Genomic DNA, 26212 nt, shown 5'->3' on the forward strand with positions numbered 1-26212 from the left:
CGGGTCAGCACGGAGAGCGCGTCGGCGGTGGGCAGCGGCGCCAGGCCGGTGGCCTGCCGTGACCGCTCCAGCGCGTCGGCGCCGATCCGCATGCCGCCTTCCTCCCAGTACGGCCAGCTGATGGCCAGCGTCCTGCCGCTCCGGTCGTGCCGCGACTCGCGCCACCGCGCGAAGGCCTCCAGATAGGCGTTGGCGTAGGCGTAGGCGGACTGGCCCGGGTTGGGCAGGGACGCGGCGAGCGAGGAGAAGACCAGGAAGAAGTCCAGGTCGTCGTCCTTGGTGGCGGCGTCGAGGTTGGCCACGCCACGCGTCTTCGGGGCCAGCACGGCCTCGATGTCGGCCGCCTCCTGGCGGAAGTAGAGGCCGTCCCGCTGCACGCCCGCGCAGTGGATGACGCCGTCGATCCGGCCGTACCGGTCCCGTACGGCCGCCACGGCCCGCTCGACGTCGTCGCGGCGCGCGAGGTCGGCCCGCTCGCCGGCGGTCCGGCTGATCACGACCGGCCGGGCGTGGTGCTCGTTCTCCAGATGCTCGGCGACAAGCCGGCCGATGCCACCCGCGCCTCCGGCGACCACGTAGACGCCGTCCTTCTTGAACGGGACGGCGCCCTGGTCGAGCTCCGCGAGCTCGCGGGGCTCGCGGAGCTCGCGCGCGACCCAGCGGCGCACCGTGCGCGCCCCGCGCCGGTAGCGGATCTCGTGCTCGGCGTGCTCGCCCGAGGAGTCGCGCAAGGCCTCGATCAGGCCTTCCGCGCCGACGGCGTCCAGGCTCACGGCGCGGCATCGCACGACCGGCGTCTCCGTCGAGATCGTCCGGGCGAGCGCGCCGACCGCGTCCGCGGCGGGGGCGGACTCGTCGCCGCCTCCGTGCAGGAAGGTCAGGGTCACGGGCTGCTGCGGCTTCTCGCCGATGATCGCGCAGGCGAGCGACCACACCTTCAGGCAGGTGTCCGTGCCGTCGTCGCCGGGAGTGCCGAGGAGCACGAAATGGCGCGGCGGACGGCCGGCTCCGGCCAGGTCGGCCAGGAGCAGGCCCGTCTGGCGGCGGCTGCGGGCGTCGAGGCGATAGGCCCGCTCGCCCGTCTTCTCGAACTCCGGTCCGTGATGGACGCGGACGAACGTGCCGCCCGGCCCTCCTGCGCCGCTTCCCAGCCCGCTTCCGGCACCGCTCCCAAGGGCGGTTTCGGCTTCGCTCCCGAGTCCGGCCCGGAGGGCGTCTTCGAGGGCTCCTCCTCCGGCGCCGCCGGGAGCGATCACCACGAGCGAGCCCAGGTCCTCCTCCGCGCCGGCGCCGGGCTCCTGCGGCACCCAGACCTCCCGGTAGCACGAGGTCCGGTCACGGCCGCCCGCCTGAGCGGGGCGCGCGACGCCGGGATCCGCCGGCCTCGCGCTCGCGGATCCGTCCGTCACGCTCGCGGCTTCGTCCGTCCGGTTCGCGGATCCATTCGTCCAGGTCGCGGATCCGTCGGTCGCTCTCGCGGATCCGTTCGTCCGGGTCGCGGATGCGTCGGTCGCGCTCGCGGGTGCGTCCGTCTCCTCGGCGATGCCCTCGTACGTCGCCGCCAGATGCGCGGCCAGACTGTCGATGTCGCTGTACTCGAACAGCAGGGTCGGGTAGAGGCCCTGCCCGACGAGCTGCTCCAGTTCCTCGCCGAGGCGGACGAGCGTGACCGAGTCCAGGCCGAGGTCGTAGAAGCCCACGTCGGTGGGCACCTCGCCCGGCTGCCGGCCGAGCCGGGCCGCGACCATCGCGCGCAGGCGCGTGACGAGGCCCTTCGACGCCGTCCTGTCGCCGTCCGCGTGGACGGTCGCGGCCGGTTGCGGCGTCTCGACCTCGAGCAGCTTCTCCATCAGCCCCGGGAACCTGATCCGCTTGCAGGACAGGCCGGTGAACCCGGCGACGAAACGGCCCTCGACGTCGTACAGGCCGTAGTCGTTGCTGATGACGTCGCCCGAGGGGGCGAGCGTCTCGGGCCGGGGCGCGTACACGTAGAAGGCGTCGCCGAGCCGCTCCGGGGCGCGGAACTCGCGGACGTAGACGGGGATGAAGGGCTCCTCGCCCGAGGCGCGCGTCTGGCCGAGGCCCGCGATGGTGGAGGCGTCGAGGGCGGCCGGGTGCAGATGGAAGCGCTCGTGGCCCGGCTCGGGGGCCGCCAGCCGCAGCTCGGCGAGCAGGTGGCCGGGGCCGAGGTGAAGCGGCCCGGAGCACTTCATCGCGTCGCCGTGCCGGATGTCCTCCGCCCTGGCCCGCGCGTACAGGTCCTCCATGTCGCCCACGCGCTCGGCGGCCGCCTTCAGCGCGCGCAGGTCGATCGGCCCGGGCGGCTCCTCGTCGGTGAGGACGAGCGTGCCGACGAGGTTCCTCCGCCAGGGCGACAACGGGGTGCCGTCCTTGACCCAGCGGCTCTCGGCCTGGAACTCGTGCTCGCCGCCGCGCGGCTCGGAGATGGTCACGCGCAGCTCGCGGTCGGCGTCCTCCTTGGTCGCGACGGCCTCGGTGAAGAGCACCTCGCGGAGCACGGCCCGGCGGTGGTCCCATCCGGCCGCGACCAGCGTGCGGTACACGACGTCGAAGAACACCACGCCGGGCAGGACGGACACTCCGTGCACGCGGTGGTTGCGCATGATGAAGTCGGAGTGCGTCAGCAGGGTCTGAGACTCGATCGCCGCCATAGGTTCAGGCACCCCTCTTCGCGCGGTCACCGTTCATCGTCAGTTCGAGGTCGAGGATCGAGACGGGCTCGTGCCTCTTGTCCGCCGGCCGGGGCGGCTCGACGCCCGTCCGTGGCGCCGGGACGGACGCCTCGCGCGCCGGGGCCGGCTTGTCCAGCCAGAGCCGCCTGCGGGTGAAGACCGGCGCGGGTTTCGGCTCGCGAGGCGGTGGCGCCCCGTCGCGCGCCTCCGGTTCGAGCCCGCTCAGGATCATGTGGGCGTTGGTGCCGCCCAGCCCGAACGAGCTCACGCCCGCGACGCGCGGGCGTCCCGTCGAAGGCCAGTCCCGCGTCTCGGTGGCGGGGTAGAAGGGTGAGGCGGCGAAGTCGAACCGGGGGTTCGGCGTCTCGCACGCGAGCGTCGCCGGGATCCGCCCCGACTCCACGGCGAGCGCGGCCTTGAGCAGGCCCGCGATCCCGGCGGCGGTCAGGGTGTGCCCGATGTTCGTCTTCACGCTGCCGATCGCGCAGACGCCGGTCTCATCGGTGGTCTCGCGGAACACCTCGGTCAGGGCGCGCAGCTCGATCGGGTCGCCGATCAGCGTGCCGGTGCCGTGGGCCTCGATCAGCCCGACGTCCCGCGCGGTCCGCCCCGCGTCCGCCAGCGCCCGCCGCACCACCTCGGCCTGGGCCTTCGGGTTCGGCGTGGTGATCCCCATGGTGTGGCCGTCGTTATTCACCGCGACGGACTCGATGACCGCGTGGACCCGGTCGCCGTCGGCGAGAGCCGCCGCGAGCGGCTTGAGCAGCACGACGCCGCAGCCCTCCCCGGGGACGAACCCGTCGGCGCTCTCGTCGAACGTGTGGCACCGTCCCGTCGGTGACAGCGCCTTGGCCGCGCTGAGCTGCAGGTAGTCGTTCTCGTCCAGCAGCACCTCGACGCCGCCCGCGAACGCCAGGTCCGCCTCCCCCGCCAGCAGGCTCTGGCAGGCCAGCTTCACGCCGACCAGCGCGGACGAGCACGCGCTGTCGACCACGAGGTTCGGGCCCCGCAGGTCGAAGTGGTGGGCCACCCTGGCCGCGATGAAGTTCTGGTCCGCCGCCAGGCCGCCCGGGCGGACGCCGGCGCGGCGGCCGTAGTCCGACATCCTGGCGCCCATGAAGACCGCGAGGTTCCGGCCGCGCAACTCGGCCCGGTCGTACCCGGCGTCACTGATGACCGCGGCACAGCACTCCAGGACGAGCCGGATGGCCGGGTCGAGGGCACGGGCCTCGTCGTCGGTCATGCCGAAGTAGGCGGGGTCGAAGTCCTCGATCCCGTCGACGAACGCGCCCCACTTGCTGATGCTGCGGCCCAGCTGCGGCTCGGCGGCGTACAGGGCGCGGTGATCCCAGCGGGACTCCGGCACCTCACGCACGGCGCTGCGGCCTTCGAGAAGGTTGTGAAGGAAGGCGGCGATATCCGGAGCGTCCGGCAGACGGCACGCCATACCGATGATCGCGACCTTTCCCGCCGTACGGGTGTCCGCACCGGACGCGCTCGGCACGCCGAGCCGGGTGGCCTCGCCGCTTCCGCCGGTCCTGGGCGGCCGGCCGGGTTCGCGGGCCTGCACGGAACCGCCGGCAGCGGTCGGCTCGCCGGGCTGCACGGGAGCACCGGCAGCGAGAGCACCGGTAACGGGCGCCTCACCGGTCTCCCGAGGCTCCTCGGGAACGGCGGCGGCGGGCTCGTCGTCGAGGCCGAGGTGCTCGCGCAGCTGGTCGAGCGTCGGGTGGTCGAGCAGGGCGGTGGGCTCCAGGCTGCGGCCCAGCCGCTCCTCGATCCGCTGCACCAGCTCGGCCAGCATCACCGACTCCACCCCCAGGTCACCGAAGTCCATCGTCGGATCGAGCGCGTCCAGCGGGATGCCGAGCGTCCGTGAGAACAGGTCCGCCAGCCAGTCCGGCTCTCCGGCCGGCTCGGACTCGGATCCGGATGAGGGCGAAGGCCGCGAGACGAGCGCCTCCGACTCGGGCGCGGACCGGGGCGAAGGCCGCGAGGTGGATTCGTCTGAAGCGGCCGCGGATCGAGAGGAGGGCTGCGAGACCCTGAGGAGCGTCTCGAGGTCGGGGCCGCCGTTCTCCGGCGGGCAGGGCACGGCCGTGAGGCCGTCCGGCAGGGCCAGCACGCGTTCGAGCACCCGCAGCCCGTCGTCGTCACCGAGGGTCGCGATGCCCACGGAGGCGCAGGCGTTGGGCTTGCCCTTCGCGCCGCCCGACTCTCGCCACTGCGGCCAGTCGATCGAGGTGAACTCCGGCCGCCCGGCACGCCGCTGGTACCCGGTGTACAGGTCCATGAAGGCGTTCGCCGCGGCGTAGTCGGACACGCCAGCGGCCAGCCGGGGCACGGCGGCGCTGATGGAGGAGAACGTCACGAAGAAGTCCGGCCGGTCCTGCGCGCACGCCTCGGCGAGCACCTCCAGGCCGCCGGCCTTGGGCGCCAGCACCGCCTCGATGTCGCGCGGGTCCTTGTGGACCAGCGCGGGCCTGCCCAGGCTGCCGCGGCCGGCGCAGTGCACCACGCCCGCGATGTCCCCGAGCTCGCCGCGCACCCTCTCAAGGAACGCCCCGACCTCGTCCCGGTCCGTCAGCGGCCCCGTGTGGACCATCACCCGGACCCCGGCCCGCTCGAGCGCCCGGATGCCCTCGATCACCTCGGCGGCGGGCGGGCCGGCCAGGTCCCACTGGTCACGTGCCGGGATCGGCCGCTCGCCGAGCAGCGCCAGCTTCCTGGCTCCCCGCCGCGCGAGGTGCCGCGCCACCAGCGCGCCGAGCCCTCGGGTGCCCCCGCTCACCACGTACACGGCGTCAGGGTCCGGCCGCGACTCCGCGTAGGGAGCGGCCAGCGCCTGGAGGTCGGGCCGGTAGCGCTTGCCGTCCCGGTGGCAGATCTCGCCGTACAGGCCGGTGGTCGCCGCCTCCGCGAGTATCGCCCCGGCGTCCGGCCGGTCGATGTCGAGGACGGTGGCCGCCACTCCCCCGTACTCGGGCGTGAGCGTCCGGACGAACGACGCCATCCGTGCCCCGGCGAGACTGGGCGGCGGACCGTCCAGGTCGAGCAGGCCACGGGTCACATGAAGCACCCGCATGTCGGCGCGCCCGCCGAGGACCCGCTGCAGCAGCCGCAGGCGTCCGAGCTCCGCCGCCGGATCCGGCCGCCCGAGGTCGCACAGATCGATCCATCCCACCAGGTCGGCGGGCAACTCGGTCCCAGGTCCCGGGTCGGCCGCCAGAACGGCCCTGTCCCGGCCGATGGCCTTGGCCAGCTCCTCGGCGAGCTCTCGCGACCCCGAGCCGAACAGGCAAAGGACGCTCCCGGCGCGGCTCAGCGCGTCACCGGAGAACCCTTCGGCCTCGACCCAGACTTTCCGGTGCAGCGGCACCTCCCCCTCCGGCCGTCCGTCCGCGGAACCTTCCGGCCGTCCGTCGGCGAAGCCCTCCGGCCGTCCCTGCGCGGAACCGGCCGGACCGCCGGACACGCGCAGAGGCGGCGTCGCCGGTGCGCTCGTGCGGTCCGGCTCCGGCAGCCAGCAGCGCATGCGGGCGAACGGGTAGGAGGGCAGGGCCACGATCCGGGCGGAGCCGGTGCGGTGGCGGTTCCAGTTCACGTGGCCGCCGGACACCCAGTGGAGGCCCACCGTGTGGAGGTCGGGTGAGGTCTCCCGCCAGGACGCCGGCTCCTGACCGTCGTTCCCCGAGGCCGCGCGGCCGCGCAGGACGCCGGGGTCCTCGCCGCGTGCGAGACTCCGCAGACGGTCACGGAGTTCGTCGAGGCTGGAGACGACCATGGCGAGGCGCTCGCGCAGAGGCTCGCGGCCGATCTGGAGTGTGTGGGCGACATCCGCCAGGGCCGGTCCGCGCCGCTCGTCGTAGGCGCGCACCAGATGGGCGGCGAGCGCGTCGCCGGACAGGTTCGTCGGTTCCCGGCCGGACGCGATGCGGCGCAGCTCCCGCATGAGCGCGGCGGAGTCGTCCGGCCCCCGGTCACGGCCCAGGAACGCGGCCAGCCGCTCGCAGACCGCGCGGAGCCGGTCCTCGTCCCGCGCGGACAGCACGATCAGCTCCGAACCCCGGGGGTGCGCACCGGTCGCCGGCACGTGCTCCTCATCGGCGGCGGGCGTCTCGCCGGCCTGGGACGGGGACCCGGGCCGCGCGGCGGGCACGTACTCCTCGATGACGGCGTGGGCGATCGTGCCTCCCGCGCCGAAGGAGCTGACGGCGGCGCGGCGGGGAGCGCCGTCGCGGCCCTCGGGCCAGTCGGCCAGGTGGCGCTGGACGCGGAACGGCACCCGCGGCCAGTCGATGTTGGGGTTGAGCTCTTCGGCGTGCAGGGAAGGAGCGAGCTTGCCGTGCCGGAGCTGCAGCACGATCTTGGTCAGGCCGGCGATGCCGGCTCCGGGCTCGCCGTGGCCGAAGTTCGACTTGACCGAGCCGATCGGGACGCTGCCCGGCTCCAGCCCCGCGTCCCCGAAGGCCCGCATGAGCGCGTTCGCCTCGATCGGGTCGCCGAGGTCCGTGCCGGGGGCGTGGCATTCCACGTAGCCGATGTCGGCCGGCTCGACGCCCGCGTCGGCGAGGGCCCTGCGGACGACCTCGCCCTCCATGGCGGGGCTCGGCACGGCCCAGCCGTTGGTCCTGCCGGTGTGGAGCACGGCGGTGCCCCTGATGACGGCGTGGACGCGGTCGCCGTCGGCGCGGGCCCGGGCCAGCGGCTTGAGCAGCACCGCTCCGGCCATCTCGGCCGGGACGAACCCGTCGCCTCCGGCGCCGAAACTGCGGCAGACGCCGTCCCCCGCGGACATCTTCATCCGGTCCTGCTGGATGAACTTGTTGGGGTGCAGGGACAGGTTGACGCCGCCGACCACGGCCAGTTCGCATTCGCCCTGCCGCAGGGAGCGCACCGCGAGGTGCAGCGCGGTGAGGGAGGAGGAGCACATCGTGTCGATCGACATGCTGGGGCCGGTGAGGTCCAGGTGGTAGGAGACCCGGTTGGCGATCCCGGCGGGGGTGGCGCCGGTGTCCTGGGGCGCGCCCAGCAGGGTGTTCTCGACGCCGAAGTACGGATACTCGTTGTGCATCACCCCGGCGTAGACGGCCACGTTCGAGCCGTGCTGGTCGCGCAGCCGTGTACGCGGATACCCGGCGTCCTCCAGCGCCTCCCAGACGACTTCGAGGAAGAGGCGTTCCTGGGGGTCCATGAGGGCGGCGTCGCGCGGGGTGATCCCGAACAGGAGCGGGTCGAACCGGTCGACGTCGTCCAGGAACCCTCCGCGCATGAGGTCCACCGGCCAGCCCTCCCGGGCCCGCTCCGGCGGGATCGGCCCGGCCGAGTCCCGGCCCGCGGCCAGGTTCGCCCAGAACGCGTCCAGGTCGGGCGCGTCCGGATAGCGGCCCGCGATGCCGATCACGGCGATCCCGTCCCGCTCCGCGTCCGCATCCGCTGCCGCACGCGGCGCCGCACTCGACGCCGGCCGCGTCGCGGCCGTGACGCCGGAGCGCGGCCCCGCAGCCGGCGTGGAGGTCTCCGCGACCGACACGGGCCGCTCCGCGGACGCGGACCTGTCGGCTGGGGACGTGGACCTATCCTCGGGCGGCATCGTCCGGTCCGCGGGCGGCGCGGGCAGGTCGGCGGCCGTGACGCGCGGGTGCCGTCCCTTGGCCGGAACGGGCCGCGCCGCGGCCGTGCCGCCTTGGTGCGGCGGCGCCACCGCGCCTCGTGCGAGGAGGGCCGAGGCGACGCCGGCCAGGTCGGTGTGCTCGAAGAAGAGCGTGCGGGAGCGCTCGCCGAGGTCCGCCTCCAGCTTCGCGTTGAGCCGCGTCACCATCATCGACGTCAGGCCGTAGTGCTCCAGCGGCACGTGCACGCTCAGCCGGTCGATCGGAATGCCCGACACGTCCGCGTAGATGGCTTTGAGGTATTCGGCCAGGTCATGGTCGTCCGCCCCCTCCCCGGAGCCGATGGAGGCCCCCGCACCTCCGGCGCCACCCGGGTGACCGGACGCACCGGACCGACCGGATTCACGGGACCCGCCGGACCGGCCGGACTCACCGGGCCGGCCGGACTCACCGGATGTGACGTACTCGTCGAGCTCCCTGCCGGTGCCGGACTCGCCGGACATCCCGGGCGTGAGGTGGTCGCCGGGGCCTTCGGACCTGACGGTCTCGGCGGGCGTTTCGCGTGTGCCGGGCTCAGGTCCCTCGATCCAGTAGGACTCGGCCGCGAACGGATAGGTGGGCAGGGACACGCGTGACGCGGGCACGGGCCAGTACTCCTCCCACGTCACCTCCTGTCCGGACACCCACGCGGCCACGGCCTCGATCTCCGTGTCCGGCCGGTCGGCGGAGGCGGCTCGCGGGCCGTCCACGACGCCTGCGGTCACCGCGCCGTGGCGTCCGCCGGACACGAAGGCGTCGAGGCCCTCCCGCAGTCCGCGCAGGTCGGAGCAGGTGATCGCGAGGCGGTGCGCCAGGGCCGCGCGGCCCGTCTGGGTGGTGAACGCGATGTCGTCGAGAGCGGGGGCCTCGTCCTGGTCCAGACGGCCGAGCAGCCGCCGGGCCGAGTCGAGGAGCTGCTCCTCACCCGCCGCCGACAGCAGGACGGCGTGCGGCTCCCCGCCGGAAGGGGCCGGGACGTACCGCTCGGGCCGCGAGGGCGAGCGGAGCACGGCGTGCGCGTGCGTGCCGGTCGCCCCGAAGGCGTTCACGAGGGCGATGCGCGGCTCGTGCTCCCAGGTGCCCAGCCCGTCCACGACCTCCACCGCCGCGCCGTCGAACTCGATCAGGGGGTTCGGACGGCCGGACATCAAGGTCGGCGCGATCCGGCCGTGCCTTATCTGCAGCAGCACCTTGGTGAGCTGCGACATCCCGGAGGCGGCCTCCAGGTGGCCGATGTTCGGCTTGATCGTGCCGACCGCGACCGGTTCCTCGCGGCCGCCGAAGACCTCGGTGAGCGCCTCCACCTCGGCCGCGTCGGCGAGGCCGGCCCCGGCGGCGGCGCATTCGACGTAACAGACGTCCTCGGGGTCGACGCCGGCCCGCTCCAGGGTCTGCCGCATGGAGGCGGCCATGGCGTGGGCGCTGGGCGCGGTGAAACGGCCGGCGTGTCCCGTGTGCGCCGTCCAGGTGGCCTGGACGACCGCGTGGACGACGTCGTGGTCGCGCACGGCGTCGTCGGCCGGGCGCAGCAGGACCGCCCCCGCGCCCTCGCCGACCGACCAGCCCGGGTTCTCGGCGTCGAAGGCACGGCGCGCGGGGTCGTCCGCGAGCAGGCCGAGACCGGCGAGCAGGCTCGTGTGGTAGGAGTCGGCGACGAGGTTGACCCCGCCGACGACGGCCGCGTCGCACTCGCCGTGCCGCAGGCTCTCCGCCGCGAGGTGCAGGGCGGTGAGGGCGGAGGAGCACGAGGTGTCCACCGCGATGCTCGGGCCGGTGAAGCCGAAGAAGTGCGAGATGCGGTTGGCCGTCTCGGAGGCGGTGGCCGAGACGACGGCGTCGCCGCCCTCCCGCCAGGCGGCCGCCCCCGCATGCTGGTAGTCGTGCCACATCGCGCCGACGAAGACGCCGACGCGGGGTGCGGCGCGGCGCAGGGACGCGGCCGTGTGACCGGCGTTCTCCAGGCATTCCCAGACGCTGTGCAGCAGCAGCCGCAGCTGCGGGTCGAGCGTCTCGGCCTCCCGCGGGGCGATGTGGAACAGCATGCCGTCGAACCGGTCGATGTGGTCCAGGTAGCCGCCGGGCACGCCGCCGCGCGGGCCGGGGGCTATGGCCGAGACGCCCGAGCTGAGGTTGTGCCAGAAGGCGTCCAGGTCGTCGGCGCCGGGGTAGAGTCCGGCCAGCCCGATGATCGCGACATCGGCACGCGAGTCGCGGGCGACCGCGGCGTGGAGGCGGTCGCCGTCCTCGGCCCGCTCCCCGGCGGCGGCCTTGACGTCCCCTCCGGCCCTCGCGTCGGCAGGCCTGCCCTCGGCAGCGGCGACGGCGGGCCGGGACGGGCCCTCCGCAGCGGCGGCCAGGAGCTCGGACGGGTCCTCGGCAGCGGCGGCGGGGATGGCGAACAGGGGGGTCTCGCCCGTCTCGGACGCGCGCTCCGGATACTCCGCGGGTCCTCCCAGGAAAGCCTGGAGGAAGCGGTGGCCGTCGTCCAGCGCCAGCCGGTCGCGCAGCGGGGCGAAGGCGACGTCGCCGATCGGGCACAGGCCGATGCCGCACGCGGCCTGGCCGGTCATCAGGAGCTGGCCCATGTAGCCCGCCTCGAGCGTGAGGTAGCGCAGGCTCGCCTCGGCGTAGAGGGGCTCGATGCCCTTGGTCTGGCCGATGAGGTACAGGCTGAATCCGGCCTGGTCGTACACCGGGCGGTTGTAGACGAAGTGCACGGACCTGCCGGCGTCCGGCCGGTCGTCGACGAGCTGGAGCACATGCTCGCGCGGGTTGTAGTAGTAGACGCCCTCGGCGATCCCGTCGACCGCGCCGCGCTTCACGTGCACGTAGAGCTGGACGGCGTAGGTGTCGCCCGCCGACGGGTACAGGTGCGACGCGCGTCCGCCGACCGGGGCCTCGCCCAGCAGGCCGAGCAGCTTGCAGAACGAGCGGTACGGGATCGGTCCGGGCCGGAACTCGCGGATGCTCGCCCGCCAGGCGTAGTGCTCGTCCGCCACCCCCAGCCGGTCCAGGCGGATCAGACTGGCGTCGGGCTCCATCGGGCGCAGGTTCCACGCGCCGTCCTTGAAGCGGGCGCGGTCCTCGGGCGAGAAGAACTCGACCTCCGCCGGCTCCGGCTTCGGGCCCGGCTCCGGCTCGGCGCCGGGCTCGGTCATCGTCGCCGTCACGGGCTCGGCGGACGATTCGGGCCGTGCGGCGGCGGGCCGCGCGGAAGGTCCGGCCTTCCGCGGAGCGGGCCGGTCACCGGGGAGGGAGCCGGCCACCACTGCCGCGATGGCGCGGACGGTGGGCTCCTCCACCAGGGACGAGACCGGCACGCGCCGCCCGTGGCGCTTACGCAGGGCCTTGGAGACCTGGACCATGGTGAACGACGTCGCGCCCTGGTCCCACAGATCGGCGTCGGGGTCGATCTCGGCGACCGCGAGCAGCTCGGCGAACAACGCCGAGATCTCCTCCACCAGCTCGGGCGCGGGGCCGGACCCGCCCGAAGCGACGGGCTCGGGAACGGTGACGGGCTCGGCGACAGGCCCGGTGCCGGGCTCGGGGACGGGTTCGAGTGCGGGCTCGGGGGCGGTGTCGGTGTCGGTGTCGGCACCCAGAACGGGCTTGGTGGCGGGCGCGGAGACGGTCCTGGTACTGGAATCCGAGACGGGCTTGGTGGCGGCATCAGGCGCGGGCTCGGTGGCGGGGTCGGCGACAGACTGGGCAGCGGGCTCTGTGACGGTCTTGGTGACGGGCTCGCTGACGGACGGCTGGTCCGCGGACGGCACGGAGGCCTCGGTCAGCGGCCAGGGGAGGGCGTCGCGGTCGAGCTTGCCGTTGGAGGTCGCGGGGAACGTCGTGAGGAAGGCGACATAGTTCGGCACCATGTAGGCGGGCAGCGTCTCGGCGGCGTGCCCGCGCAGCTCCGTCACGGACGGCGGCGTGGCCTCGGACTCGGCGATGACGTAGGCGACTATCTTGCGCTCGCCCGACTGGTCCGGCCGGGCGAGCGCCACGGCGTCCCGCACGTCCGGATGGGCGCGCAGCCGATGTTCGATCTCGCCGAGTTCGACCCGGAATCCACGGATCTTCACCTGGGTGTCGGCCCGGCCGAGGAAGGTGATGGTGCCGTCGGGGAAGTAGGCGGCGCGGTCGCCGGTCCGGTACATCCGCTGCCCCTGCTCCTTGGCGAAGGGGTCGGGCACGAACCGTTCGCGGGTCAGTTCGGGCTGGTTGCGGTAGCCGAGGCTGAGGCAGTCTCCGGCAATGAACAGGTCGCCCTCGACGCCGACGGGACAGGGTTCGAGCCCTTCGTCGAGGATGTAGTACCGGGAGTTGTCGATGGGCCTGCCGTACGGGATGCTCCGCCAGTCGGGGTCGACGGCCCCGATCTCGAAGTAGTTGGACCAGACGGTCGCCTCGGTGGCGCCGCCCAGGCTGACGACGGCGGCCCGCGGGAACAGGCCGCGCACGGCGTCGGGCAGGGGCAGCGGGGTGTAGTCGCCGCTGAGGAAGACCAGGCGCAGGTCACCGGTGCCTTCGTGGCCCTGCCGATCGGGGAACAGGGGCGAGAGCTGGTTCAGGGTGGTCGGCGCGGAGTTCCAGAACGTGATCGGCTCGGTGAGCAGGACTTCGAGCAGCAGATCGGGGTCGCGCTGCTGTTCCTCGTCGGCGATGTAGAGCGAGGCGCCACGGCCGAGGAGGCCGAAGATGTCGAAGACCGACAGGTCGAAGCCGAGCGACGTGACGCAGAGGCCGACGTCGGAGGAGTCGAAGCCGAAGGTCCGTTCGCACCAGTTCAGCAGGTTGAGCAGCGGCCGGTGCGTCACCTCGACGCCCTTGGGCTTGCCGGTGCTGCCCGAGGTGAAGATCACATAGGCCAGGTCGTCGGCGGTGTTGACGGGCTCGGGGTCGGCGTCGTCCTCGATGTCCAGATCGCGGCTCATGTCGACGGTGCGCACGTGCTCGGGGATCGGCCAGCCGTTCGTCGTCGCGGTGCAGGTGACGACGATGCCGGCGCCCGCGTCGTCCAGCATGACCCGCGCCCGCTCGGCCGGGAGGGCCGGCTCGACCGGCAGGTACGCGCCGCCGGCCTTCAGGACGCCGAACACGGCGGCGACCATGTCCGCGCCGCGGCACATGCGGACGCCGACGACGGTCCCCGGTTCCACACCCATGCGCCTGAGCCGCCAGGCGATGGTGTTGGCCTTGTAGTTGAGCTCGCCGTAGGTGGTGGTCCCGCCGCGGGTGCGCAGGGCGATCGCGTCGGGACGCGTCCTGGCCTGCTCCTCGAACAGCAGGTGGGCGGGCCGCTGCTCGGGGACGTCCCTGGCGGTGTCGTTCCACGCGTAGAGGATCGTGTCGCGGTCGGCGTGGCCCTCGGCGCGCCGCAGGGCCTCCTCGAAGGCGCCGAACAGCTCTTCCAGGCGGCCGTCGGGGAAGGCGGACCGGACCGCGTCCCAGTGGTAGGTCAGCCGCCCGCCTTCCCTGGCCACGATGCAGTCGAGGGCGACGTCGGGGGTGTAGGTCATCCACGGGCCGAGCTCGACGCCGTCGGGAAGAGGGTGCTCGGCCAGTTCGAGGGTGCTGGTGTAGACGACGGGGAAGGCGTACGAACGCGTGCGGCGCTCCCGCATGACGATCTTGCGGAGCGCGCCGAGCCCTTCGAGGGTGCCGTGCGCGGCGTCGGCGTCGATCTGGCGGCGATAGCCGCCGGCGGCGTCCTCGGCCGAGTCCGGTGTGGTCACCCAGCTCAGCGCGGTGAACTCGCCGGGGCGGTGGCGTTCGGACTCCGGCGTCCAGCGGACGACCGAGACGGTGAACGGGTCGGTGAAGTCCGCCGACAGCGCCCCGGTGAGCGCCGCCAGGACCACCTCGTCGGAGAGCCGGGCGCCCGCGCGCTCCTCCACGGAGCCGCTCAGCCGCACCCGGGGCGTCGGCGGAGCGTCGAGCGGCGGCCCGGACGGCATGCCGGCGAACCGTTCCGCCCAGTAGCCGTCGTCGGGCGTGGGCTCGTGCTCCTGCGGCGGCACCGGCTCGCGGAGCGTCGCCGCGGGGTCGTCGTAGATGCGGAACAGATCGCGCAGCGTGACGTGGATGCTCCTGCCGTCGAGCACGGTGAGGTCGATCGCGACGTGCACCATGCCGTCGCGGGTGACGCGCAGGTCCCACTGCGGCCAGCGGCCGAGCGGGTAGGCGCCGGCGGCCATCTCGTCGGGGGTGACGGCGTCGACGACGGGAATGGTCCAGGTCCGCGGGGCGCGCGGCCGGGTGCGCAGGCGCCCGTCGTGGGTCACCTCGGAGCGCAGCGCGTCGTAGGCGCCGACCAGGCGGACCCACGCCGCCGCCAGCCGGTCGACGTCCAGGTCGCGGACGCGGAAGCTGTGGTAGACCTGGCAGCCGTCGAAGTCGCAGGAGCCGTTGGCCCGGGCGACGTAGTACGCCTTCTGCAGCTCGTTCAGCGGCCCTTCCACGGCGTCCCCGTCGGCGCTCAGGGCGCGCAGCGAGTTGAGGAAGGCCGCGAACGCGATGTCGAGCGAGCCGGGCGCGAACCGGCCGGGGGTGACGTCCCAGCGGAAGCGCAGCTCGCCGTCGTGCTCCCACATCTGGTGGTCGAGCGCCACGCCCGAGGTCCGGCTCGACGCATGGGTCACGGGCGGGACGGCGTCGTCGGGCCGGGCGTCCAGCAGGCTGGTGAACACCACGGGCAGGGGCGCGTCCGCGGCGGGCAGTTCGGCGCGCAGCTCGCGCAGGACGGAGACGCCGGACACCGAGGCGTGCCCGAGGTCGCTCCAGAGCCGGTGGTGGACGTCGCGCACGGCCTCGTCGAGCGGCTCGCCGCGCGTGTCGTCCGCGACGAACACGGCGGTGGAGGTGAACGGGCCGACGACCTTGTCCACCTCGCGGGGCAGCCAGGCCCGGGCGGTCGTGGTGACGGCGAGCGAGAACCCGTCGTCGTCGTGGCCGGCGCCGGACGCCGCGGTGAGCGCCTCGCCGAACAGGGTGAGCACCAGGGAGGTCGGGGAGACGTCGAGCTCACCGGCGACGCGGCGCAGGGAACCCCACTCGGCGGCCGTGAGCGCGCCGGTCAGGGCCGCGCGCCGCACGCCGCCGGACGTGCCGCCGGCGTCGGAAGACCCGTCGATGTCGGAAATCCCGTCGGTGTCGGAAATCCCGTCGGTGTCGGAAGACCCGTCGGCGTCGCGAGTGCCGGGAGCGCCGGAGGCGAGGCGGGGGCCCGGCGGCATGTCCGCGAGGCGTCCCCTCCAGTAGTCGAGGTCCTTGCGGTGGCCGGGAGAGCCGCGGTGGTCTTCCAGCGCGAGGACGCAGTCCCTGGCCGAGGCGCTGGCGCCGGTGAGCGTGTGGCCGGGGTCGCGGTAGCAGCGCCACCAGTCGCGCAGGAGGATGTCGAGCCCGCGCCCGTCGGTGACGCTCGCGTCGATCCCGAGGTGGACGGTGCCGGGGCGGGTGACCTCGACCGAGAACGGCGGCCACACGCCGGCCTCGTACACGTGCCGGGTGAGACGGTCGCGAGCCCGCTCAGGGGAGCCGTCGTGCACCGGCATGGACCAGTCTGGGGCGTGCTCGAGCACGCGCTGGGTCCCGTCCTCGCCGATGACCAGGCGCAGCGCGTCATGATGGTCGACGACGCGGCGAAAGGCGGCTTCGAGGCGTTCCGGGTCGAGGTCGGCCACCTCGAACTCGCGGTACACGTGGCAGCCGACGGGGTCGTCGGTCAGATCCTCGTCCTGGCCCATGAGGTAGGCCTGCTGGATGGGAGTGAGCGGGAACGGCGCGAAGCGGTCTCCGGGACGCGCGGTGACGACCGGCCCGGAACCGGCCTCGGCGGGCACGGCGGGCTCGGCGCCGCCCCCGGCGGCGTCCATCTCCTCGGCGACGCGCGCGGCCAGATCGACCGGGGTCGCGCACTCGCCGAGCCGCTCGACGGGCAGATCCACCGAGAACACCCGCTGGATCTCGAACCACACCCGCACCGCCGAGATCGAGTCCAAGCCGTGGTCCCGCAGGATCGAATCCCGGGTCAGCTCCCCGTCGCCGGGCAGCACATCGCCGAGCAACCGGATGACCGTCTCAATGACACTCTCGTTCGACTCCATGACCCTCCTCCCACTAATCGACGCTAATGACGTGGGCGGGTCTCGCCTGCTCAAGACTGAGCAGTCGCCTCGCGGGGGCCGCGGATAGCGTCGTCGGCATGTCGAAGGCGTGGATCGCTGGTGGAGGACCCCGGGGGGACGCGGAGGCGCGGCTCTTCTGCTTCGCGCACGCGGGAGGTGGCGCGGCGCTGTACCGGCGGTGGGAGGAGCATCTGGCCCCCGGCGTGGACGTCTGCCCTGTCGTCCTGCCCGGGCGCGAGGGACGGCTGCGCGAGACGCCCTACGACCGGATGGACGAGCTCGTCGGCCCGCTGTCCGCGGCACTGCGCCCCTACACCGACCGGCCGTACGCCCTGTTCGGGCACAGCATGGGGGCCGCCGTGGCCTGGGAGGTCGCGCGCACGCTCGCGGGCGACCCCGGCTGCGGGGAGCCGATCCTGCTGTTCGTGTCCGGCCGGCGCGCCCCCCACCTGCCGACCACCCGGCGCCGCTTCTGCGACCTGTCCGAGGACGACCTGCTCGCGGAGCTCGGCAAACTGAACGGCACTCCGTCCGAGGTGATGGACCAGCGCGGCCTGCTGGAGGTGTTCCTGCCGACCCTGCGCGCCGACTTCACCCTGAACGAGCGCTACTCACCCCTGCCCGGCCCCCGCCTGACGTGCCCCATCTCAGCACTCCTGGGCGACGCCGACCCCGAGGTGGACCCCGACGAGATCGCCGCCTGGCGGGACGCCACCGACGGTGGCTTCACCCAGCGCGTCTTCGCCGGCGACCACTTCTACCTCAAGGGTCCCCGCCCCGACGTCCTGGACGCCGTCCAGGAAGACCTCGACCGCGCCCTCCTGACCCCCTTCGTCCGCTGAACCCTCGCTCCGTCCAGGTGTACCGCATGACCTCGCCACATCCGCCCGCCCGAGATCCCGGTGATACACGTACCGGTCGAGAGCCTTCGGCGTGTTGTGGTCACATCCATGGCCGAATCCCCGCGCGTTAAGGATGAGGTCATGAGAGAAAGCGGCTCACGTGGACTCGTTCTCGTGCCGGCCGCGTTTCTGATCGCCGCCCTTGGGATGGTGTTCGTGCCCAGGTGGGTGTACGACGCGTTATGGGAGTCCGAGGTCGAGAGCCATTCCGAGAATGCGCTGACGAGGTACGCCGAACAAGCCGGCCGGCTGCTTCACGATGATCCAGCGGGAGATTCCCGGCGCGGCGCCCGAGGCGCCCGTGTTCTCCGATATGAGCGGCCGGCCCGGGACTCCCTGGTCGTTTCGACGGCGGTCACGGTCGAGGCGGGCATGTTCTTCTGCACCAGCATGGCGGTGAGATGTTACGACGTCTCTTTCACCGGCGCCGGGACATCCGGCCGGCGCCCTACCCTCAAGAAGGTCCCGGGATGCGATCAGGAATCACAGGGACCCGCGATCCCGGGTCCCTCCTGACCGAATCGGCCCCATCGTAGAGGCCGTCGGCGCGGTGCGGACGCGACTACGACCGATCGCGCACGAGCCCGCGGAGCCGGGTGTCGAGGACGGCGGCCGCGTCGCTCATCAGGCGGTCGGCGATCACGTCGACGTGCCTGTCCTGCCAGCGCGAAAGGCCGATCGTCTCGGCGTAGCGGTTGAACGAGCCCATGGCGGGGCCGCAGTGGACCTGGTAGTCGACCCGCCGTCCCGGGGCGCCTTCCAGGGCGAGGCGGATGGAGTGGACGAAGTACCAGCGGAAGACGAGCGCCATCTTGTGGCGCGGGTTGGCCTCGGCCCTGGTCAGCTCGTCCGGTTTGCGGGCGGCCAGGTAGGCGGCGGTCTCGTCCCAGACCTCGGCGAACGACCTGCGGAAGTACTTGTCCTGAATCGTCCGCGCGGTCTTGTCGTCCAGCTCCGCGAGCGCGCCGTGCTGCCGGTAGAGCTGGTAGAGCTTGTTGGCGCGGGCGGGGAACAGCGTCCCCTTCCTCGCCACCTGCACCCGCGCGCCCAGCTCGAACATGTCCCCCGCGGGCGCGTAGGCGGTGTCCTGGACGTCGAGACCGGCGAGCATGTCCTTGACGTCGTCGGACGTGCCGGCCTCCGGGGAGCACTGGTTGACCGAGCCGGTGACGACGAAGTCGGCGCCGAGCACGAACGCCGCGGCGACCGCCTCGGGGGCGCCGAGGCCGCCCGAGGCGCCGACGCGGATGGGCTTGGCGTATCCGTGGCGGGCGTTCTCCCCGTCGCGCAGCGCGACCATGGCGGGCATCAGCGCGTACGGTGAGCGGCCGTCGGTGTGGCCCGCGGAGTCGGCCTCGACGCAGACGTCCTCGCTCACCGGCAGGGCCGAGGCCGCCTCGGCCTCCTCCTCGGTGAGCGCTCCCTGCGCGACGAGGCGGCGCAGCACCGGCTCGGGCGGCGGGCGCATGAACGCCGCGGCCACCTCGGGCCGCGAGACCTTGGCGAGCACGTGCCGCACGGCCACCGGCCGCCCGGACGCGTCGCGGTGGGCGCCGGTGAAGCGGTACCGCACCAGCGGTGCCGTGACGTGCGGGTAGGCGGCGGCCTCGACGTAGCGGACGTCGTGCCGCAGGTACAGCTCCACGGTGTCGCGTTCGAGGCCGTCCTCGTCGAAGCCGTACAGCAGGTTCATGCCGAAGCCCTCGCCGGTGCCGAGGCCGCGCCTGATCGTCTCGATCGCCGCCTCGATCTCGGGCAGGGTGAGGCCGCCCGCGCCGAAGAAGCCCATCAGCCCAGCCTTGCCCATCCTGATCACCAGGTCGGTGGAGGCGATGCCCTTGAACATCGACCCGGTCAGGTACGCGTGGCGCAGCCCGTAGTCCTCGCGGAACTCGTGTGAGCCGAGGCTCGCGGCGAGGTCCTCACTCCCGGCCGAAGCCGGCACGACGGCGGGCGTCCGCGTCGACGCGGGCCCGGCCTGCGCGGGCACGGACCTCTGCGCGGGCACGGGTGTCTGCGCGGGCACGGACCTCTGCGCTAACACGGGCGTCTCCGCTAACACGGGCGTCTGCGCGGACACGGACGTCTCCGCCGGCGCGACCGCCGGGGACGCGTGTTCGGCGGAGTCCGGCTCGGTCTCCGCGGCCGGGGCGGCGGGTACGGGATACTTGCGCGTCACGTCCCACAGCTTGGTCAGCACGTCCCCGGGCCCGATCTCCTCCAGCTCGTCGACGCCCTGCCTGATCAGGTACCGAAGGCCGTCCAGCCATCGCACCGGGCTGTCGATCTGCCTGCGCAGCGTCTCCGCCATCGCGCCGGCGACGTGCGGGCGCGCGGTGACGTTGGAGATGACCGGGATCTGCGGCTCGCCGTAGGCGACCGACTCCAGTTCCCCGGCGAAGGCGTCGGCGGCGTCCTTCATGTAGCGCGAGTGGAAGGCGGTGCGGACGTTGAGCGCCACGCACTTGCCGCCCGCCTCCTGGATGGCCTTGCCCGCCGCCCCGATGGCGTCCTTGGGACCGGCGATGACGACCTGTTCGGGCGAGTTGTCGTTGGCGACGTCGACGCCCGTGCCGCCGAGCAGTTCCTCGAGCCGTTCCCGGGGCATGCCGAGCACGGCGGTCATCGTGCCGCCGCTCGCCTCGCCCATCAGCTCGCCGCGCCGCCGCACCAGCCGCAGTCCGGTCTCGAAGTCGAAGCAGCCCGCCGCGAACAGCGCCGCGTACTCCCCCAGGCTGTGCCCGGCCAGGTAGTCCGGCCTGCCGCCGTCCTCGCGCCTGGCCAGGTAGCTCAGCGCGTCGACGGTGTACAGGGCGGGCTGGACGTACCGCGTGTCGCGCAGGCGCCGCGTGTCGCCGCAGAGCTCCTCGACCGAGTAGCCGAGGATCTCCTCCGCCCGGGCGCACAGATCGGGGTAGCGGTCCAGCACCCCCGTCCCCATGCCCCGGCGATGGGAGCCCTGTCCGGGAAAGACCCACACGACAGACATCGGCAGCGATCCTTTCTAGCGCTCCCAGGGGAAGCGCTTCTCCGTCGCGTAGTCGGCGAGCCGCTGCCGCACCTGCGGTGTGGACATCAGGCGGCTGAACTCCTTGACCGCCGTCGCCTCGACCTCGTCGGACAGGATCCACATCTCGCGGAAGTAGCCCTTCATGTCCCCGATGATCGACACGTCCAGCTTGGTCAGCCGGTACGCCAGCCGGTTGATGAGCGCCCGCGGGTCGTCGGCCACCGCGTCGACCAGGTGGAACCGCTCGGCGTCCACCGCGTTCACCGGCTGGGTGCTGAAGGTCATCGTGTACGCCTTCTGGAAGCCGACCCGCCGGATCAGGAAGGGCAGCACGCAGCACGGCAGCAGGCCCCACAGGGCCTCGGGCAGGCTGAAGGCGCTGCGCTCGCTGGCGTAGACGAAGTCGCTCGCCGCGGCCAGCCCGACGCCGCCGCCCGCGGCCCGGCCGTCGACCTGGGCGACGACGGCGCGCGGCGTCGTGGTGAACCGCTTGAGCAGCGCGAAGAACGCCGCGCCGCCGTCGGAGGCGTCCTCGGCGGCGGCCCCTTCGAGGTTCAGCCCGGTGCAGAAGACGCCGTCGCCGCCCTCGATGACCAGGATGCGGCAGTCGCGGGTGGCCTCGGCCTCGTCCAGGGCGTCGTGGATCTCCGCGATGGCCGCCGCGTCGATGGTGCTACGGATCTTGAGCCGCAAGGTGGTGGCCATCGGGATCAACTCCAGCGGTATTCGCGGTGGAAGTCGGCGATGCGTTCCAGGACGAGCAGCCCGCGGTCCTCGAACTTGTCCTCGAACAGGTCGGCGTACGGCTTGGTGTCGAACACCGCGTCACGCACGCCGAAGATCCGGTCGGCGCTGAGGTCGGTGATCATGTCGAGGTCGTCGACGCCGATCTCCCGCCGGTCGGCGAGCGCCTCCTCGATGTCGATCGCGGGCCGGGCGCCGACGGGGACGACGCCGCTGTAGAACTCCGAGGCGCAGCCCGAGCCGTAGGAGAACAGGCCCACCCGCCTCGGTTCGGCGAAGTCGCCGTGGTCGACGAGGGAGCACAGCGCCAGGTACAGCGCGGCGGAGAAGGTGTTGCCCACCCGCATCCCGTAGGCCAGCGAGGGGATCACCCTGGCTGTGAAGTCGGCCTCGATCTCGCGGGGCTTGAGCCCTTTCTGCTTGCGCAGCAGCATGCGGTGAGCGCCCTTGACCATGCCGGCGAACGGCGTGTGCATGGCGAGGTAGTCGAAGGTGTCCACGATGTCGGCTCCGGCCACTCGCCTCTGGTAGGCGGCGAAGCTCTCCTCGATGCACCGCATGTACGCCAGCAGCGACAGGTCGGGATCGACGGAGTCCATGTCGTGGCGGGGGCGCAGGGTGTCCATGACCTCGAAGGTGTGGTAGCCGCTGGCGCCCGGGTCCAGTTCGAGCACGGCGGCCTCGTCGCTCACCAGCATGGCGACCGCGCCCGCGCCCTCCGACGGCTCCCAGTACGAGGCCTTGACGGTGGCGCTGGCCGCGTCGGTCGCGATGGCGAGCGCCTTCACGCCCGGCACCGGGGTCGCGGCGACCATGCCGACGGCGGTCTGCAGGGCGGCCGTGCCGCCGTAGCAGGCGTGCTTGACCTCGAAGGAGCGGCAGGCGGGGCTCAGGCCGAGGTAGTGGTGGATGTAGGTGCTGATCGGCTTGCCGAAGTCGAGGCCCGACTCGGTGCCGACGACGAGGACCTCGATGCGCTCGCGCTCGGCCGGGTCGAGCGCGTCGAGGATCGGCCTGGCGGCGTTGACGGCGTTGGTGACCGGGTCCTCGCAGGGCAGGTTGACCGATCGCCGCTCCATCATGAGGTTCGCGAAGCGGCTCATGTCCAGGCCGCGGGCCTCGAACATCCCCCGCACGTCCAGGAAGGCCCGGCCCACGTAGGCGCTGATCGACTCGATTCCGAGCGCCATGGCTACCGCCCGTCGGCGAGGTGCGGCACCATCACCACGTCGTTGATGCTGGTGGGGGCGAACAGGCGGTCCCAGCGTCCGCCGCCCTTGGCCTCGGGCACGCGCTCGATGTCGTAGACCTCCTTCGCCATGCCCGCGCCGCGGTCGAGCTCCTGCACGAGCCGGTAGTCCTCCAGGCTCCGCAGGTGGATGAGGCAGTGGATGCGGTCCTGCCTGCCCCAGGTCTGCTCGTAGATGAACGCGGTGGCCTGGCCGGGGAGGTTGTCGTTGACGTAGCTCGACCAGTCGTACAGGAACTGCCTGCCCTCCTCGCGGAACTCGTACTTGACGTCGCCGGTGCGCAGGATGACGGCTCCGGCGTTGGCCGAGTTGAGCTGCTGCTCGGGCGGCTGCCTGGTCTGGTGGGTCGCGGGCGGCACGAACGTCTCGCGCTGGCCGGCGCCGTGCTCCTCGTGCCCGGCGTGCTCCTCGTGGTCGCCGTGGTCGCCGTGGTTGGCGAACCCGTGCTGCGGGCACATGATGGTCTCGCGCAGGCTGCCGTAGATGAACATCTTCTCCCAGTTGCCGCCGCCCTTCTTGGGGAGCCGGTCGCGCAGGGAGATGTCCTGGAACATCGCGTCGTGGTCGACCATCTCGAGCAGCCTGCTGTACATCTCGGGGGACTTCATGTGCACGAACCAGTGCACGCGGTCGCGGACGCCGAACACCTCCTCGTACAGGAAGGTCGTCGCGACCCCCGCCTGCGCCCGGTTCATGTAGTTCACCAGCTCGACACTGAAGTCCCTCCCCTCCTGCGCCATCTCGTACTCGAACATCCCGACCCGGTGGATGATGAGCCCCGCGTTACCCGAGTGCAGCAGCTGATCGGCCGGGAGAGAGGTCTGGTGCTGCGCCGACGTCTTCGACGCCCAGGCGTCCGTTTCCGTCATGACATCCCTTTCCCAGAGGCGGATCCTGCCTCGAATGTCACGCAGTCGGCCCCGTACGTCCGCTCAATCTTGAGCAAGCCCGTAACTCCCGCACCCCGGTGACCCGGCGCCCCGGCGCGGGCGGCCGTCCGACGGTCAGGGGCGCCTCGCGAACTCTCCGGTGAACTTCTCGCGTTGATGGCGCAGGCCGGCTTCTCCTGTGACACGAGGGCACTCCGTGAGCAGCGCCGAGGCGGTCGTCTCATCCCCCGAGACCCGGGCGTGACGAAGGAGCGTGCGGAGGATCTGGGTCCGGCGAAGGGGACCGGCCCCGGTGAGGGCGAGGGCCGAGCGCAGGTCATCGGCGTGGCGGGCGGCCGCGCGCATGCTCCGTGGCGTCGCGTGGAAGAGGTGGACGTCCACGAGTCGCCGGACGATGCCGGCTCTGAGCACGGGATCGTCCGGGACCGTGGCGATCGCGTGATCGCATCAACGGGGTCACCGTGGCATGGATCACCCCCGCTTTCCGCTGATCGTCCGGCCACGCGCCGGACCTGAGACAAACGGATGAACGCCGGCAGAAGGGCGGATGATCCTTTCCTTCCTCGTCCCCAGGTTTCTCGTGGATCGATAGACCTCACCTCCCCGATCAGACCCTCGCAGGCGTGTGGCGTGCCAGGGCATCCGAGCCGATCCCGTCGAGCGGGACGCGCTGGTGTCGTCCCGCTCGACGCGGGGCGTCCACCTCCGAATTCCGGTCAGAAACTGACCGGAGGTCGTCCTAGAGTCGATCTCGAAGGCCGTACCGACAGAGGGACAAGAAATGATCACCCGTGAGATCCGGCTGGCCGCGCAGATCATCGGCGCGCCGGCACTCGACGACTTCACCGTCGCCACGACCGAGGTCGACGGCGAGGTTCTGGTGCGGACCGACCAGATAGGGCTCGCCGCGACCTACCTGGAGCTGATGCGCGCGGACTGCACCATCCCGGTTCCGGCCTGGCAGCCGGGCCGGCGGGTGGGCCTTGCCGCCATCGGCACCGTCGTCCGGTCCGACAGCCCCGAGCTCGCGGTCGGCGACCTGGTCCAGTCGATGACCGGCTGGAGCGAGTACTCGGCGGGCCCGGCCGCCCAGTACGTCAAGCTCGATCCCATCGCGGACCCCGGCCACCACCTCGGTCAGGGGCCGACGGCCTACTACGGGATGGCCGACGTGGCGGCCGTCGGCGAGGGCGACGTGGTGTTCGTCTCCGGCGCGGCGGGGGGCGTCGGCTCGCTGGCCGGGCAGATCGCCAAGTGCCTGGGCGCGGCGCGGGTGATCGGCAGCGCCGGCAGCGCGGCCAAGGTCGGCTATCTGGTGAACGAGCTCGGTTACGACGCCGCGTTCGACTATCACGACGGCTCGGCGGCCGACCGGCTTCGCGAGCTCGCGCCCGAGGGCATCTCGGTGTTCTTCGACGTCGTGGGCGGCGAGCAGTACCAGGCCGCGCTGCGGGCGGCCAGGCCCGGCGCCCGCTTCGCGCTGTGCGGCTCGCTGTCCAGCCAGCTCGGCGATGCGGCGGAGCGCTTCCCCAAGCCCGACCGCGCGGCGGCCCAGGCCAGGGGCGTCGAGTTGCTGCCGTTCTCCTGCCACCACACCCCCGGCCAGATCGCCGCCTGGCGGGAGCACTTCAGCACCTGGCTGGGCGAGGGCCGCTTCGTCTATCCGCAGACGGTCGTCAAGGGCGCGATCGAGGACGTGCCGCAGGCGTTCCTGTCGATGCTCCAGGGGTCCTACCGGGGCAATGTCTCGGTGCGGCTGTCGTGACGACTCTTTCGAGCAGGGCCCTCAACCGGGCCCTGCTGGATCGCCAGTTCCTGCTGGCCCGTACCGATCACTCCCCGCTGGAGGTGATCGGGCGCCTGGTCGCGCTGCAGGCGCAAGAGCCCAACTGGCCCTACGTCGGGCTGTGGAGCAGGATCCACGGCTTCACCCCGCCTGATCTCGTCGCACTGCTGGAAGACCGGAAGGTGGTCCGCTCCGGCCTGCTCCGCAGCACCCAGCACCTCGCCGCGGCCGACGATTTCCTCCGGCTGCGGCCGGTGCTGCAGCCCGTGCTCGACCGCACCGCCCGCTCGGCGTACTTCGCTCGCAACAGCGCGGGCCTGGACACCGCCTCGCTGGTCGCCGCAGGGCTCGAACTGCTGGCGGGCGGGACGGTCCCGCGAAAGGAGCTGGCGCGGCGGCTGGCCGAACGTCACCCGGGCCGCGACGGGCGGGTGCTCGCCGGGGAGGTCGAACTCAGAGCCCCCCTCGTCCACGGCACGACCACCGGCGCGTGGGGCTCCTGGGGCACCCGGCCGGCCGTTTCCGTCACGCCCGCCGAGACCTGGCTCGGCCGGCCCATGGCCCCGGCGACCGCCAAGGACCTGATCCGCCGCTATCTGGCGGCGTTCGGCCCGGCCTCGGCCATGGACGTGCAGGCCTGGTCCGGGCTGACCCGCCTCGGCGAGATCGTCTCCGGCATGCGCGCCGAGCTGCGCCGCTACCGCGCGGCCGACGGCAGGGAACTGATCGACCTGGCCGACGCGGAACTGCCCGACCCTGACACGCCCGCCCCCGTGCGGCTGCTGCCCGCCTTCGACAACGTCCTGCTCGGCCACGCCGACCGGACCCGCATCATCGGCCACGCGGACCGGAAGCGTGTGATGCCCGGTCAGGCGCAGGTACGGCCCACCTTCCTCGTGGACGGCCGGGTGCACGGAAGCTGGTCCCTCGAAGGCGACACCCTGCTCCTCACTCCGTTCCGCCCGCTGTCCGCGACCGATCGGGTCGCCTTGGAGCAGGAGACGCGGCGCCTGCTGTCGTTCGTGGCGGGCGAGAACCTGTCCTGCGGCGGCTCGAACGCGATCCGGTTCACGGACATCCACGCCGCCGGCCTCCCCGCCTGAGAAACCGCCGTTTCTCCTCGCCCGATAGATGATCCGAATCGCCTCATACTGGCGTACCTT

10 protein-coding genes (1 of these 10 cut by a window edge) are annotated in these 26212 nt (G+C 72.7%); 4 read left to right on the plus strand and 6 right to left on the minus strand.

The window, feature by feature from the left end:
• Nucleotides 1-2672 carry the 5' end (the start) of an SDR family NAD(P)-dependent oxidoreductase gene (locus tag ACFO60_RS25685; RefSeq protein WP_380844329.1) on the minus strand. Its footprint begins 21028 nt before the window's first position, so 2672 of the gene's 23700 nt are visible here — the first part of the coding sequence; it begins with the start codon at nt 2670-2672; its stop codon lies beyond the left edge, outside the window.
• A gap of 4 nt (nt 2673-2676) precedes the next feature.
• Nucleotides 2677-16446, minus strand: coding sequence for an amino acid adenylation domain-containing protein (locus ACFO60_RS25690; RefSeq protein WP_380844331.1), 13770 nt, complete (start codon nt 16444-16446; stop codon nt 2677-2679).
• A gap of 98 nt (nt 16447-16544) precedes the next feature.
• Between ACFO60_RS25690 and ACFO60_RS25695 the strand changes: the two genes are divergently transcribed.
• Together ACFO60_RS25695 and ACFO60_RS25700 are read left to right on the plus strand one after the other, a co-directional pair.
• Nucleotides 16545-17309: a thioesterase II family protein gene (locus tag ACFO60_RS25695; protein ID WP_380844333.1), complete on the plus strand. Its 765-nt coding sequence runs from the start codon at nt 16545-16547 to the stop codon at nt 17307-17309.
• A gap of 141 nt (nt 17310-17450) precedes the next feature.
• A complete protein-coding gene (locus tag ACFO60_RS25700; RefSeq protein WP_380844335.1) occupies nt 17451-17885 on the plus strand; it encodes a hypothetical protein in 435 nt (144 codons plus the stop codon).
• A 46-nt stretch (nt 17886-17931) separates the two neighbouring features.
• Here the strand turns inward: ACFO60_RS25700 and fabD are convergent, their stop codons facing one another.
• Genes fabD through ACFO60_RS25720 form a run of 4 tightly spaced genes read right to left on the minus strand, consistent with a single transcriptional unit; the run spans nt 17932 to nt 23242 of the window.
• A complete protein-coding gene (fabD, locus tag ACFO60_RS25705) occupies nt 17932-20358 on the minus strand; it encodes an ACP S-malonyltransferase (RefSeq protein WP_380844337.1) in 2427 nt (808 codons plus the stop codon).
• Between the two features lie 15 nt (nt 20359-20373).
• Nucleotides 20374-21084: an enoyl-CoA hydratase-related protein gene (locus ACFO60_RS25710; RefSeq protein WP_380844339.1), complete on the minus strand. Its 711-nt coding sequence runs from the start codon at nt 21082-21084 to the stop codon at nt 20374-20376.
• A 5-nt stretch (nt 21085-21089) separates the two neighbouring features.
• Nucleotides 21090-22313, minus strand: coding sequence for a hydroxymethylglutaryl-CoA synthase family protein (locus ACFO60_RS25715; RefSeq protein WP_380844340.1), 1224 nt, complete (start codon nt 22311-22313; stop codon nt 21090-21092).
• Nucleotides 22314-22315: 2 nt separating this feature from the next.
• The gene (locus ACFO60_RS25720; protein ID WP_380844342.1) at nt 22316-23242 is read right to left on the minus strand and encodes a DUF6039 family protein; all 927 of its coding nucleotides are present in this window, start codon (nt 23240-23242) and stop codon (nt 22316-22318) included.
• Nucleotides 23243-24044: 802 nt separating this feature from the next.
• On the opposite strand from ACFO60_RS25720, the gene ACFO60_RS25725 reads away from it, so the two are divergent.
• Nucleotides 24045-25028 (plus strand): zinc-binding dehydrogenase, encoded by a 984-nt coding sequence (locus ACFO60_RS25725; RefSeq protein WP_380844344.1) that lies wholly within the window; start codon nt 24045-24047, stop codon nt 25026-25028.
• Nucleotides 25025-26152: a winged helix DNA-binding domain-containing protein gene (locus tag ACFO60_RS25730; protein WP_380844346.1), complete on the plus strand. Its 1128-nt coding sequence runs from the start codon at nt 25025-25027 to the stop codon at nt 26150-26152. Before ACFO60_RS25725 ends, ACFO60_RS25730 begins: the two co-directional genes overlap by 4 nt.
• Nucleotides 26153-26212 lie beyond the last annotated feature (60 nt).

The sequence above is a fragment of the Sphaerisporangium dianthi genome (genome assembly GCF_042654065.1).
GTDB classification, from domain to species: domain Bacteria; phylum Actinomycetota; class Actinomycetes; order Streptosporangiales; family Streptosporangiaceae; genus Sphaerisporangium; species Sphaerisporangium dianthi.

Excerpts from the sequence above, each read along its gene's own strand:
- ACFO60_RS25690 (WP_380844331.1), bottom strand. The coding sequence starts at position 16,446 with ATGGAGTCGAACGAGAGTGTCATTGAGACGGTCATCCGGTTGCTCGGC.
- ACFO60_RS25695 (WP_380844333.1), top strand. The coding sequence starts at position 16,545 with ATGTCGAAGGCGTGGATCGCTGGTGGAGGACCCCGGGGGGACGCGGAG.
- ACFO60_RS25700 (WP_380844335.1), top strand. The coding sequence starts at position 17,451 with ATGAGAGAAAGCGGCTCACGTGGACTCGTTCTCGTGCCGGCCGCGTTT.
- fabD (WP_380844337.1), bottom strand. The coding sequence starts at position 20,358 with ATGTCTGTCGTGTGGGTCTTTCCCGGACAGGGCTCCCATCGCCGGGGC.
- ACFO60_RS25710 (WP_380844339.1), bottom strand. The coding sequence starts at position 21,084 with ATGGCCACCACCTTGCGGCTCAAGATCCGTAGCACCATCGACGCGGCG.
- ACFO60_RS25715 (WP_380844340.1), bottom strand. The coding sequence starts at position 22,313 with ATGGCGCTCGGAATCGAGTCGATCAGCGCCTACGTGGGCCGGGCCTTC.
- ACFO60_RS25720 (WP_380844342.1), bottom strand. The coding sequence starts at position 23,242 with ATGACGGAAACGGACGCCTGGGCGTCGAAGACGTCGGCGCAGCACCAG.
- ACFO60_RS25725 (WP_380844344.1), top strand. The coding sequence starts at position 24,045 with ATGATCACCCGTGAGATCCGGCTGGCCGCGCAGATCATCGGCGCGCCG.